Source organism: Campylobacter sp. CN_NE2 (genome assembly GCF_027797465.1).
Taxonomy (GTDB): domain Bacteria; phylum Campylobacterota; class Campylobacteria; order Campylobacterales; family Campylobacteraceae; genus Campylobacter_B.
The window spans coordinates 317,422-330,011 of the sequence record NZ_CP115608.1 but is presented as its reverse complement, the minus strand read 5'-3'; the positions used below and the strand labels follow the sequence as shown (position 1 = coordinate 330,011).

At 35.5% G+C, this 12,590-nt stretch carries 12 protein-coding genes; 5 read left to right on the top strand and 7 right to left on the bottom strand.

Annotation, left to right across the window (positions count from 1 at the left end):
• On the bottom strand, positions 1-735 hold the full coding sequence (locus PF028_RS01680; RefSeq protein WP_270860939.1) for a class I SAM-dependent methyltransferase: 735 nt from the start codon (positions 733-735) through the stop codon (positions 1-3).
• Between the two features lie 10 nt (positions 736-745).
• Positions 746-1,471 carry a molybdenum-dependent transcriptional regulator gene (locus PF028_RS01675; protein WP_270860938.1) on the bottom strand — a complete coding sequence of 242 codons (726 nt, stop codon included), beginning with the start codon at positions 1,469-1,471 and terminating at the stop codon, positions 746-748.
• A 134-nt stretch (positions 1,472-1,605) separates the two neighbouring features.
• Here PF028_RS01675 and PF028_RS01670 point away from each other — a divergent pair, with 134 nt between their 5' ends.
• The 4 genes from PF028_RS01670 to PF028_RS01655 are packed head-to-tail and all read left to right on the top strand — an operon-like array spanning position 1,606 to position 6,361.
• A complete protein-coding gene (locus PF028_RS01670; protein ID WP_270860937.1) occupies positions 1,606-2,604 on the top strand; it encodes a FecCD family ABC transporter permease in 999 nt (332 codons plus the stop codon).
• A complete protein-coding gene (locus PF028_RS01665; RefSeq protein WP_270860936.1) occupies positions 2,601-3,365 on the top strand; it encodes an ABC transporter ATP-binding protein in 765 nt (254 codons plus the stop codon). Before PF028_RS01670 ends, PF028_RS01665 begins: the two co-directional genes overlap by 4 nt.
• The gene (locus PF028_RS01660; protein ID WP_270860935.1) at positions 3,362-4,372 is read left to right on the top strand and encodes an ABC transporter substrate-binding protein; all 1,011 of its coding nucleotides are present in this window, start codon (positions 3,362-3,364) and stop codon (positions 4,370-4,372) included. Before PF028_RS01665 ends, PF028_RS01660 begins: the two co-directional genes overlap by 4 nt.
• 9 nt (positions 4,373-4,381) lie before the next feature.
• Complete coding sequence (locus PF028_RS01655) at positions 4,382-6,361, top strand: TonB-dependent receptor (protein ID WP_270860934.1); 1,980 nt, start codon at positions 4,382-4,384, stop codon at positions 6,359-6,361.
• 169 nt (positions 6,362-6,530) lie between these two features.
• On the opposite strand, the gene modD is transcribed toward PF028_RS01655, so the two are convergent.
• Together modD and PF028_RS01645 are read right to left on the bottom strand one after the other, a co-directional pair.
• Complete coding sequence (gene modD / locus PF028_RS01650; protein ID WP_270860933.1) at positions 6,531-7,376, bottom strand: ModD protein; 846 nt, start codon at positions 7,374-7,376, stop codon at positions 6,531-6,533.
• Between the two features lie 114 nt (positions 7,377-7,490).
• Positions 7,491-9,332, bottom strand: coding sequence for a menaquinone biosynthesis decarboxylase (locus PF028_RS01645; RefSeq protein ID WP_270860932.1), 1,842 nt, complete (start codon positions 9,330-9,332; stop codon positions 7,491-7,493).
• A 167-nt stretch (positions 9,333-9,499) separates the two neighbouring features.
• Between PF028_RS01645 and PF028_RS01640 the strand changes: the two genes are divergently transcribed.
• Positions 9,500-10,363, top strand: a complete 864-nt coding sequence (locus PF028_RS01640; RefSeq protein ID WP_270860931.1) for an EamA family transporter — start codon at positions 9,500-9,502, stop codon at positions 10,361-10,363.
• A gap of 6 nt (positions 10,364-10,369) precedes the next feature.
• On the opposite strand, the gene PF028_RS01635 is transcribed toward PF028_RS01640, so the two are convergent.
• The 3 genes from PF028_RS01635 to PF028_RS01625 are packed head-to-tail and all read right to left on the bottom strand — an operon-like array spanning position 10,370 to position 12,563.
• On the bottom strand, positions 10,370-11,191 hold the full coding sequence (locus PF028_RS01635) for an alpha/beta hydrolase (protein WP_270860930.1): 822 nt from the start codon (positions 11,189-11,191) through the stop codon (positions 10,370-10,372).
• Positions 11,192-11,199: 8 nt separating this feature from the next.
• On the bottom strand, positions 11,200-12,144 hold the full coding sequence (hemC, locus tag PF028_RS01630) for a hydroxymethylbilane synthase (RefSeq protein ID WP_270860929.1): 945 nt from the start codon (positions 12,142-12,144) through the stop codon (positions 11,200-11,202).
• Positions 12,141-12,563 (bottom strand): FxsA family protein, encoded by a 423-nt coding sequence (locus PF028_RS01625; RefSeq protein WP_270860928.1) that lies wholly within the window; start codon positions 12,561-12,563, stop codon positions 12,141-12,143. The genes hemC and PF028_RS01625 overlap by 4 nt, the downstream gene beginning before the upstream one ends.
• Positions 12,564-12,590 lie beyond the last annotated feature (27 nt).

The window sequence follows — 12,590 nt, the reverse complement described above, 5'->3', positions numbered from 1 at the left end:
TCAAACACTAAAAATAGTTACGCCTTTTTGTGCTTTTGTTAGTATATGAACGCCGTCAGCCTGCCTAAATTTAGCTACAACACTTTTAATATGATTTTCGTCAATATCTAATTCACAACGCATAAGCATTGTTTTTGCATATTGCATAGCCTTTTCTTCGCTCATTATGTTTTCCCAGTCTGCTTTGAAAAGTTTGCTTTTAAATTTGATATTTAAATCATCTAAAATTTCGTGCATATTGGCTGTTTTTATACAACCTTTGATATTTGGATTTGGTTTTTCTATTAACAAATCCAAAAATTCGCACTCTTTATACCCGCCCCAAGCGATATAAATTCCAAGATTTTTTGTCAAATTTATAAATTTATGTGCGTTTTTAACGGAATTTATGGCAGGACACAAACTAGCAATAGCAATATCAAACCCTTTTTTTGGCTCAAATTCGTCAAAATTGCCCCTAATTGTAGTTATTTTTTTATCAACTCCTAATCTTTTTGCGTCATTTTTAAGAATTTCTAACATTTCATTAGACATATCAAGGGCAGTTATGCTAACTTCGTTTTTAAGTGCTATTTCTAGGTCGATTATGCCCGTCCCTGCACCAATATCGATAATTTCGCCGTCAAATTTAACGCCGTTATCATAGCAAAACGAAAGTGCAACCCCGACATCTCTCATCATATCGCTATCGCCGTAGTGCGGATAGTGTTTTGACATCTCGTCCCATGCGTTCATTTTTTATCCTTTATTTTCCGATTATTACGCTGTCCGGCATAAAACAAGCATAAACTTTATCGCCCACTTTAAATTCGCCAAATTCTTTGTTTTTTACGGTTGAAGTTAGTGTTAAATCAGCCAAATTTAGCGAAATTTGTGTTAATTTTTCACCTATTTTGATTTTTGAGATTTCACATTTTAAGGCATTTGGTAATTTTGGCTTTGTTGCTGAAATTCTAACCGAATTTGCCTTTATAACAGCTATAACAGCAGTTTCAACACTGATTTTAAGGCGTTCAAAACTATCTTTTGTGATATTTGAGAAAATTGTTGTATTTTTATTTATATAAAGTTCTAGTTCTACACTAACGGTATCTCCTCTGATACCACGCACAATTGCGGCAAATTGGTTTTTTGCACTTAAATTTGAAATAGCCAAGCTATTATGTTCTAAATTATCATCAAATTGCGATAAAAATTCATTTTCTTTGGCTTCGAGTTCCCTAAATTTGGAGATTAGCCTTTCGCCTTCATCGCTTAGTTTGCTTCCGTTTCCGATTTTTACGACTACGGGAGATTTGGCTAAATTGTTTAGGCTATCTACGGCGTCCCAAGCGGCTTTATAGCTCATTTTCATCGCTTTGGCAGCAGCGTTTATCGAGCCGCACTCTCTTATTTTTTCAAGTAGCTCAACTTTTCCGTGTCCTAGAAAATTTTTTCCGTCTTTTTCTATCCAAAGTCTTGATTTTATCACCTGATTTTCCTTTTTTGTGCGTGAGTTTATCACATTGTAGATAAAATTTGGCTTATTTAAAAATTTAGACAAATTTATATAAATTAAAATATAATTAGGTATAATTCTTGCGGAAATTTTTATAAAGTCGGACAATGGATAAAATTTGTATCAAATTTAGCGTTATTATAGTGCTTTTATGTATAGTTATTGTTTTGTCATTTTTCTTGGGTCATTATCAAATTGACACAAAAGAGTTATGTGATTATATATTTTTTAATATAAAAAACGACGAAATACAAAATCAAATTTTAATTTTGACTGAAATTAGACTTCCTAGAATTTTAACGGCGATTTTGATAGGTTCGGCACTAGCGATTAGTGGAGCGTTATTTCAAGGCATTTTTATGAACCCTCTGGTAAGTCCAAGTGTGCTTGGTGTTTTAAGCGGGGCTAGTTTTGGAGCAAGTTTAGCGATGATTTTTAAGCTTTCGCTCATTTATGTGCAAATTTCAGCCTTTTTATTTGGTTTTTTGGCTGTATTTTTTGCCCTGATGATTTCAAAAATTTATGGCAAAAACTCCACGATTTTAATGTTGATTTTGGGCGGAATTATTAGCTCGTCGCTTTTTGGTGCAGGATTATCATTTTTAAAATATATCGCAGATCCTGAAAATTCGCTTCCTAGCATAGTTTATTGGATGATGGGAAGTTTGGCACTAGCAAAGCTGGATTTGATTTTGGTTTTGCTTCCTTTTATGCTTTTGGCGATTTTAGGGATTTGTGCGTTGGCTAGAAGCGTTGATTTGCTCTCGCTTGGCGAAGATGACGCAAAGGTTTTAGGACTTGGAACTAAAAAAATTCGCCTTATTTTGATTATTTTAGCTTCATTTTTAAGTGCGAGTGCAGTTATGCTAGGCGGAATTATCGCTTGGGTGGGTCTAGTGGTGCCACACATTTGTAGATTTATTGTGGGGGTTCGCCACGCAGCTCTGCTTCCATTTAGCGCACTTTTTGGGGCTTTGTTTTTACTTAGCGTAGATACTTTCGGGCGAACCTATTTTAGCGTCGAGCTTCCTATTGGAATTTTGGTTAGTATGTTTGGAATTCCTATATTTTTGGTTGTGCTTAAAAATACAAAGGGTCTAAGATGATAAAAATTTCAAATTTAAGCGTGAAATTTGGTAACAAATTTGCTCTAAAAGATATAAATTTGCATATCAAAAAAGGCGAAATTATAAATATTTTAGGCTCAAACGGAAGTGGCAAAACCACGCTTTTAAGGTGCATTTTGGATTTGGAAAAATTTCAAGGGAGCATTGAGATAGACAGACAAAACACGGCAAATTTAACCCCAAAAATGATGGCAAATTTGCTATCATTTGTGCCACAAAATCATTTTATTCCTTATGATTTTAGTGTTTTAGATATTGTTTTAATGAGTCGCTTTGCAAATAGTTTTTATAAATACTCCAAATCTGACATCCAAAAAGCCGAATTTGCACTTAAAAAAACAGAAATTTTACATTTAAAAAATGAGATTTTTAGAAAACTCTCAGGCGGACAAAAACAGCTTGTCTTGGTGGCAAGAGCAATCGCAAGTAACGCAAAAATAATCTTGCTAGATGAGCCGATAAACGGACTTGATTTGTCAAATCAAATTTTGCTTTTGGATTTACTAAAAGATTTAGCAAATGATGATTATACCGTGCTTTGCACTACGCATTACCCAGAACACGCTCTTAAAATCGCAGATAAAATCGCTTGGCTAGATAAAGGTTACTTAATCAAATTTGACACGCCAAAAAGCGTAATAACAAAAGAGCAAATTTCGCAAATTTATGGTTTAAATAGCGAATTTATCAAAGATTGCAATGAAAATGAACATTTAATAATCTTAGGGAGGGATTCATGAAAAAGTTATTTTTTATTTTGGTGCTAATTTTGCAAACTCTGGCTTTTGGTTACGAAATTACCGATATGGTGGAGCGAAAAATCGCACTAGATACAAATATTACAAGAGCCTTTGGTGCTTCGCCACCGATGAGTGCAATGCTGTATATGCTCGCACCCCAAAAAATGGTAGGTAAAAACTACGAATTTTTGGAGGTTGAGAAAAAATATATGCAAGAACAAATGATAAATTTGCCAGTTCTTGGTGGATTTTTTGGTGGCGGCGGAAGTGGAGTAAATAGCGAAGCTTTGATTTCGGCTCGTCCGCAAGTCATTTTTTTGTGGGATTCTATGCGTAAAATGAGCGAAAAATTCGAAGATGATTTTATGAAATTTAAAATTCCAAGCGTTTATCTAAGGCAAGAAAAACTTGAAGATGTCTATGAAAGCATAAATTTAATGGGCGAAATTCTAGGCGTGAAAAGTAGAGCCGAAAAACTAGTAAATTTTGGAAAAACAAATATCGCTTTGGTTCAAAAAGTCGCCCAAAAACAGAATGAAATTCCAAAAATTTACTTCGCTCACGGACTAGACGGGCTTGAAACTCAGTGTGAAGGGGATAGATTTTTTGATGTGGCAAGTGTGGCGGGAGCGAAAAATATCCACGAGTGCGAAAATAAGATAAATCGCCCTAGAATCACGCTTGAAAAGCTTTACGAGTATGACCCTGATGCGATTTTTGTGCGTGAAGTTAGCCTTTTTGAAGAGCTAAAAAAAGGGGATTCTGCGTGGAAAAACCTAAAAGCCTACAAAAACAAAAAAATTTTTTTAGAGCCGTCTAGTCCGTATTCGTTTTTGACTAGACCACCTACACCGATGAGATTTTTAGGCGTAGTTTGGATGTGTAAGATGCTATATGGCGAGAGTTGCGATATAGATTTAAATGCAAAAACAAAAGAATTTTATAAAGAATTTTTGCATTTTGATTTAAGCGATGATGAGATTAAAAATTTATACAAATTTTTTTAAGGAGAATTCATGAAAAAGCCTTTAATGCTTAGTTTGACAGCAACTTGCTGTCTTTTTGGCGCAGAAGTCTATGATCTTGGTGTTATAGAAGTTAGTGCAAAAGCCGATATTCACGCTACTAGCACTGATAGTGTAGATAGCAAAAAGATAGAAAATGCAAGAGATAAAACTATCTTAGAAGCCCTTAGAACACAACCCGGAATTTTCGTTTCAAGCTCTGGTCAGCGAAACGAAGATCAGGTGCGAATTCGTTCATTTCATAATAGCCGCGTGGGTATGTTTTTAGACGGAATTCCTGTTTATGTGCCGTATGATAAAAATATCGATTATAATCGCTTTACGACTTATGATATAGGCGAGATAAATATCCAAAAAGGCTATGTTTCGCCATTTCTTGGTGCAAATACAATGGGCGGAGCGATAAATTTGGTTACAAAACGCCCAACTAGCGAATTTGAGGGCGAACTTGGTGCAGGTTTTTTTAGTGGCAAAGGGTATGATCAGTTTATAAATTTAGGCACAAATCAAGATTATTTTTATGGAATTTTATCTTTTTCAAATTCAAAACAAGATTATTTTAAAGTGGCAAACCAAAACGATCCGCACGGTGTAGCAGACGGAAATAAAAGAGCAAATTCTGATAAAAAGGATATGAAAGTAAATTTAAAAGTCGGTATCACGCCAAATGAAACCGATGAATACTCATTTAATTATATCGTTCAAAGGGGGCAAAAAGGTCAGCCTTATTATGACGGCGATATGAATGCTCCTTTTGTAGGAAGAGGTATGAAGCTTCGCCATTGGTATTGGCCTGATTGGGATAAAACGAGTTATTATTTTTTAAGCAAAACCGCATTTGCCGACGAATTTATAACCTTAAAGACAAAATTTTACAGAGATGAGTTTTATAATAAACTTGAACTCTATCCAAATTTGCCAAGAAGCGGAAATCCTGATTTAAGCGAATATGATGATTACACTATGGGCGGTCAAATCGAGCTTGATTTCAAATTTAATGAAGCAAATATCTTAAAACTTTCAGTAGCCCTTAAAAATGATAATCACAAGGTTATAGATAGCACATCGCCTGGTGCCGACTTGACAAATAAAGCACAAACTTACTCTTACGCAGGAGAATATACCTGGGCTATAAATAACTATTTTACTTGGGTTGTTGGGGTTAGTTATGATTATAATAAAATCAAGAAAGCCGAATATAGAAATCAGGCTCAAACAGCCATTGAAGGCGAGTGGGAAAAATACAATGCTAGTGCATTTAATCCGCAAACGATTTTATATTTTACGCCGTTTAACGGAACAAATTTTTACGCTTCCGTTTCGCAAAGAACGAATTTTCCGACTTTAAAAGATAGATATTCGACTAGATTTGGTCAGTATGAGCCAAATCCTGATTTAAGTGAAGAAAAAGCGACGAATTACGAAATCGGCGTAAGTCAGCTTATAGCAAACAATACGCTTTTAAAATTCGCACTTTTCCACACAAAAACAAAAGATTATATCACGCAAATCAGAACACCTAGTGGTTTGAATAAAAATGTAAATGTCGGAAAAGAGGAGCAAACGGGTGCCGAATTTAGCGTAGATTCGCAAATTTTGGATAATCTTAGCGTGTTTGGAAATTATACTTATATGCACACACGCATAAAAGATAATGATGAGAACAAATATATCGTGGGAGTTCCGGAACATAGCCTTTTTGCGGGGCTTATTTACTCGCCGATTAAACAAATCGATATAATACCGCAAGTTCGCTATGAGAGCAAACGATATGCCAGTTCGGCAATATCCGATAAAGATTTCGTCAATAAAAGTTATACTTTGACAGATATAAAAATCGCCTATCGTCCGATTGATGACTTTGAGCTAAATTTTAGAGTAAATAACATTTTCGATGAAGATTACTCTTATGCTTACGGATACCCTGCACAAGGTAGAAATTACTACGCGGGATTTAAGTATAGCTTTTAAAAATTTGGCGGTTTAAGTGATGGAATTTGTGATAAATTCGCAAATTTTTTAACGAAATTTGCAAATTTAAGTTATATATTTAAAAATATAATGTATAATTACGCAAACCCCAAGTAAATTTGAACCTGTCCATTAAAATTCGGCGTTTTTGCAGACAACGCCGAATTTTTTAAATCAAAGATATTTTGCCGCTTAAATCCATAGCACCTTGCATATATGGTGCAGAAGTGATGATATAATCCACGCCAGTTTTTGCAAATTCATCGCAATTTTTCAAATTTACGCCACCTGCGGCACTCACGGCTGTATTTGGTGCGATTTCGTTTTTAAATTTAACACACTGAATAAGCGTTAAAATATCCATTTTATCGCATTGAACGACATCGACAGGATAGCTTAAAAGTGTTTTAAAATCGCTAAAATTTTCAATCTCAATCATAATTTTCTTTTCAGGCAATTTTGCCTTAAATTCAGGGATTTTTTTGCAAAATTCACTGAATTTTCCATAAATTTGAGTGTGATTTTTAAAAAACAAAACGCTATCATAAAGCCCTAGCCTATGTATCGTCCCGCCACCTGCTAGAACCGAATTCAGGCACATTTCTTTGGCAAATGGGATATTTTTTCTGGTTGCACCAAGCTCACATTTTGGATTTATTTTTTTTATTTTGCTAACCATTTCGTGCGTATAGGTTGAAATTTTGCAAGAGTATTCAAGGAAAATTTGCGTTACTTTCCAAGCCTTATGGATATTTGCGTAAGTTCCAACTGCCACGAAAATTTCGCTATTTTCGCTAAATTTCTGTCCGTCGCTCCCACAAAATTTAACTTCGCAATCTAAAAATTTAGCGATTTTTTGCGCCGTCAAAGAGCCCGAAAAAACCAAATTTTCCCTTGTAAAAATTACTAATTTTGCGTTTGAATTTAAATCAATATCATTAGCTTGTAAATCCGTAGTAAGGTCGCAAAAAGCCGTATCAGATTGGATATAATCCCAAATTTCGCTATCTTTCATAATTTTGCCTTTTGAAAAATTTTTGAAATTATATCATAATATAAATTTATATATAACTATTTTGAACCAACTTCATACAACTAAAATATTATTTTTTACTCTAAAAAATTTGAACTAAAATATATCAAATTTCAAAAATAGTTCTTTATCATCGTCGATGATTTGGCGTTTGATTAGATTTTCCACGACTTCTTTATCGCACAGAGTTTCATCTGGCCACTCTCGCTCGTAGCCTTCCCATGCGAATTTTGTAGTAGCGTCAATGCAAATTTGATCTCCGCTAATAAAAATATCCCTATTTGCATCAATATTATTTACAATTCGCCAAATGCTGATATAAAGGTTGTTTATGCTATTTTTTGGATCGGTAAAAATGACGATTTTAAAGTGATTTGCAAATTTCAAAATTCGCTCGAAACTCGCTTTTGCGTGTTCTTTTTTATCCAAATTTACCAACACAACAGGGTTTTTAATGTCCGTAAAATACTGCTTCAAATCCAAAATTTCAGCACAAACGCTTTTAAATTTGGCTAGCAACTCATCGTCGCTTAAAATTTCAGGCGAATTTGGCGAAAAATCGCTACTCGCATCGACGCCGAGCTTCCCGCCAAAACACGCATTTGGGCTAGCGTGATCGAGCTGATCGCAAACACCCTCACTAAAAAGCAGACTTTTTGGCGAAATTCTATCCAAAACATATCTAGCTAATGTCTCATAATCGCCTAAATCAGGCGCATTGCTATCCACGAAAATAGCGTGTTTGACAAAACTCATCTGTCCCACGCCCCAAAAAGCGTGCATTAATTGCTTTGCGTGAGCAGGGTATTTTGCGTCAAATTTAGCTAAAATCAGATTGTGAAAAACGCCGTTTTCAGGCATTTTATAATCAATTAAATCTGGCGCAGAAGTTTTAAAAAGCGGTAAGAAAATCCGCTCAGTCGCATACCCCATAAATTTATCTTCCAAAGGCGGTTTTCCGACCACTGTGGCGTGAAAAACGGGGCTTTTTTTGCTAGTTATCGCACTTACTCTCATCACAGGAAACGGCAAAACAGGCGTGTAAAAGCCCGTATGATCGCCAAAAGGACCCTCAAATTCTAGCTCATTTGTATCGACAAAACCCTCAATCACAAAATCGCTATCATACGGCACCAAAATATCATTTGTGAGCGATTTGACAAGCTTTGCAGGGCTTTTGCGAATAAATCCGTAAAGCAAAAGCTCAAAAATGCCCTTAGGAAGCGGTGCTTGGCCACACCAAATGTAAAGCGGATCGCCGCCAATCGCCACAGAAACGGGCATTTTAAGCCCTGCTTTTTTGTAATCATTATAAAAATTTGCGCCGTCTTTGTGGATTTGCCAGTGCATACCAAGGCGATTTTTATCGTAAATTTGAAGCCGATACATGCCTAGATTTTGCGTATTTCCGTGTAAATCCTTGATATAGACCTGCCCCATCGTGATAAATCTGCCGCCGTCTTTTTGCCAAGTTTTAAGCGCAGGAAGCTTGGTAAGATCGGCGTTTTCGCCCATAAATTTAAGCTCTTGGCACGGAGCGTTGCCTTTAAATTTAGTAGTAAAAACCTTGCGAAGCGAGATTAAATAACGCAAAAAATCAAGCTTTTCGCCCAAATTTGCAGGTTTTTTTGGTTTTAATAAATTTTCAATCTCTTTTGCAATCTCATCAGGTTTACGCCCTAAAATCAAATTTAGTGCCCCAAAACTGCCAAAAATATTAGTCAGCACAGGCGGATAAAAGTTGCCGTCTTTGTCTGTCGGACGGGTAAATAAAAGCGCTTTTGAATCATCTTTTTTCACTTCGATATAACTTGCGTGAGCAATCTCTAAATCAATATCACACGGCTCGTCAATCACACGCAAAAGCCCTGCTTTACTTAGTTTTATTATCCATTCATTTTGCCACTCGTTTTGCCATTTATTTTGCAAATTTTGCATATTTTGCCTTTAAATTTTATTTTTGGAATTATATTTTTTTTATGCCAAATTTATGATAAATTCAGCCTATTTTTCACAAAAATTTATCAAATTTAGGTGAAATTTTATCCAAATTTCAGATTTTTAATATAAAATTTGCCATTTAAAAATAACAAAAAAGGCAAATTTTGAATAAATTAATCATAGTTACGCTTATTTGGGCGTTTAGTTTTTCTTTGATTGGCGAGTTTTTAAAAGGCGTTGATAGTGCATTTTTGGCGTTTTTGCGTGTGTTTTTGGCTCTGATTTGCTTTTTGCCGTTTATGAAATTTCGTGGCGTAAATTTGGGTTTAGCAGCTAAAATTTCGCTCATCGGTGCCGTTCAAATCGGCGTTATGTATATTTTTTATTACAAAAGTTTTACTCTGCTTAAAGTCTATGAAGTGGCTTTATTTACGATATTTACGCCATTTTATGTAACTCTGATTTATGACGGATTAAAACTGAGATTTAGACCGCTTTACATTTTAAGTGTCGCAATCGCCGTATTTGGGGCATTTATCATCAAATTTAACGGCATAAACTCAGACTTTTTGCTAGGATTTTTATATGTGCAGATTGCGAATTTTTGCTTTGGTTTGGGGCAAAGTGCGTATAAATTTCTACTCGAAAGCAAAGGATATAAAGAGCAAAAAGAGCTTTTTGGTTACTTTTTTGCCGGAGCTAGTGTGGTTACATTTTTTGTCTTGCTTGGCTTTGGAAATCCCCAAAAATTCAGCGTTACGCCGTTTCAAATCGGCGTTATCGTGTGGCTTAGTGTCGCAGCAAGTGCGGTGGGATACTTTTTGTGGAACAAAGGTGCTTGCGAAGTCGATAGCGGCGTTTTAGCCATTATGAATAACGCCCTAATCCCGGCTGCAATCGTCGTAAATTTGGTATTTTGGCGACACGATGCCGACCTACTCCGCCTAATCATCGGCTCAGGCATAATCATCTTTTCGCTTTATTTACACAAAAAAATTATGCAGTTTTATGCGGAAAAGGTAGTTTAAAACTGCCTATTTTAGTTGTGATTTTAAAATTTCATAAAATTCTAATTTTGAGAAAATATCGTTATGCCCGCAGTTTAGCTCAAAAAATTTATCATTTGGCTTTAAAAATTTAGCCAAATTTTGCGAGTTTGAAATCTCAATCAAATCATCATTTTTGCCGTGGAAAAGTAAAATTTGCGAATTTGGATTTTTTGCTGTGAAATTTGCTAGAAATTTATCTGTCGGAATTTCATATTTTACTAAAAATTTTGGAGCAAATGGGATTTTTGAACTTGCTAAATCTTTAAAATTATAATACGCAGAAACCAAAATCAATCTTTTAATGCCGAATTTATCGGCAATTCTAGCCGATAAACCACTGCCGATAGAGTAACCCAAAATGGTGATTTCATCTTTTTTAAATTTACCTAAAACATACTCAAACATCAGGTCGGTATCATCAAAAAGCTCATTTTCACTTCTTATTTCACCACCACTTTTGCCAAAACCACGATAATCAAACACAAAAAAATCATAGCCCAAATTTACAAAAAACTCGCCGTATCGCCCCCAGCTATTCAAATTATCTGCGTTTCCGTGAAAAAATAAAATCGCACCTTTTGAATTTTTGGCATAAAAATGAAGTCCGTTTAAAGTAGCGTTATCTGGCGTTTTTAGATTTATTTCATCAAATTTTGCAAATTTAAACTCAAATTTATGATTTTGGGCTAATTTATTCGGCACGAAAATTAGCTTTTCTTGATAAAAATATAGCCCAGCACAAACCACCATATAAACGAAACAAACAATAAAAAATAATCTTTTTATTTGTCGCAAAATTCGTCTCATTTATTATTTTACGCCATACTCTCGGCGCGTTTTAAAAGCTCTTTTGCCCCTTTTGCGATAAATTTATCGGCGAATTTAAAGCCGATTTTTTGGCAGTTTTCAGCCTTTTCGCACTCGCTTTTTAGCACGATTGTTTCATCTTTTATAAATTCACTTCCATCAGGTAGCCCAACGATAGCGCGAATTTTTACTTCATCACCGACAATCTGCGCATTTACGCCGATTGGCACTTGGCAACCGCCCTCTAAACGCTCCACAAAACTGCGTTCGATAGTGGTTTGGATAACCGAGTTTTTATTATTTATAAATTCCAAAATTCCCAAAATATCACGCTCATCTTTGCACTCGATTCCAAGCGCTCCTTGTCCCATCGCTGGAATCATCTCGTCCAAGCTAAACGGCGAAAAATAGGCTATTTCTTTATCAAGCCCAAGCCTTTTCACACCTGCACTAGCCAAAATAATGGCGTCAAATTCGCCATCTTTTAGCTTTCTAAGCCTTGTATTTACATTTCCGCGAAGTGAGATAATCACCAAATCAGGGCGTTTTATAAGCAGTTGCATTTTTCTACGCAAACTCGTCGTCCCCACCCTAGCACCCTTTGGCAGGTCGCTAAATTTAGCGTATTTTTCGCTTACAAAGGCATCTCGTTCGTCTTCTCGCTCACTAATAGCAGCCAAAACTAGCCCGTCAGGGAAAACCACAGGCACATCTTTTAGACTATGCACGGCTAGGTGCGAATTTCCGGCTAACATGTGCTCTTCAAGCTCTTTTGTGAAAAGCCCCTTGCCTCCGATTTTGGCCAAGGGCGTATCAAGGATAACATCGCCCTTTGTTTTCATACTGACTAGCTCGACTTCTACGCCGTGCTTTTTTTCGATCAAATCTTTTATATGTTCGCTTTGCCACATTGCCAAAGCACTTCCACGCGTTGCGATTACGATTTTGTTCATTTTTTTTCCTCTTCTATGATTTCTACATCGATGATTTCTGAGTTATCATTTTGTTTATATTTTGTATTATTTTGTGAATTATTTTGCGTATAATTTTGTGTATTTCGCCCAAAAAGATTGAAATTTTTGATTAAAAATGACATTATGACGACTGCGACAGCCAAAATATCAGATAAAATTCCTGGCACCATAAATAAAATTCCACCTATAACATAACCAAATCCGCCAAATATCGAATTTAGCGTAATTCTTGGAATTTCTCTTGCGTTTGCAGTAGTGCTAAGCCCGACAACAGCCACGCCTAAAACGGCACTAAATAAAACTTCTACGACATAAAATAAAAAGCCGTTGTTATCGACAAAATGCGCCGTTATCAAAAGCTCCAAAATCAAATACGGAATAATTAAAAATTTCAACATAATTTATCTTTGATAAGGTTCAAAATT

Bases quoted from the DNA above. Each gene is read 5' to 3' on its own strand.
- PF028_RS01680 (WP_270860939.1), bottom strand. From the start codon at position 735: ATGAACGCATGGGACGAGATGTCAAAACACTATCCGCACTACGGCGAT.
- PF028_RS01670 (WP_270860937.1), top strand. From the start codon at position 1,606: ATGGATAAAATTTGTATCAAATTTAGCGTTATTATAGTGCTTTTATGT.
- PF028_RS01665 (WP_270860936.1), top strand. From the start codon at position 2,601: ATGATAAAAATTTCAAATTTAAGCGTGAAATTTGGTAACAAATTTGCT.
- PF028_RS01660 (WP_270860935.1), top strand. From the start codon at position 3,362: ATGAAAAAGTTATTTTTTATTTTGGTGCTAATTTTGCAAACTCTGGCT.
- PF028_RS01655 (WP_270860934.1), top strand. From the start codon at position 4,382: ATGAAAAAGCCTTTAATGCTTAGTTTGACAGCAACTTGCTGTCTTTTT.
- modD (WP_270860933.1), bottom strand. From the start codon at position 7,376: ATGAAAGATAGCGAAATTTGGGATTATATCCAATCTGATACGGCTTTT.
- PF028_RS01645 (WP_270860932.1), bottom strand. From the start codon at position 9,332: ATGCAAAATTTGCAAAATAAATGGCAAAACGAGTGGCAAAATGAATGG.
- PF028_RS01635 (WP_270860930.1), bottom strand. From the start codon at position 11,191: ATGAGACGAATTTTGCGACAAATAAAAAGATTATTTTTTATTGTTTGT.
- hemC (WP_270860929.1), bottom strand. From the start codon at position 12,144: ATGAACAAAATCGTAATCGCAACGCGTGGAAGTGCTTTGGCAATGTGG.
- PF028_RS01625 (WP_270860928.1), bottom strand. From the start codon at position 12,563: ATGTTGAAATTTTTAATTATTCCGTATTTGATTTTGGAGCTTTTGATA.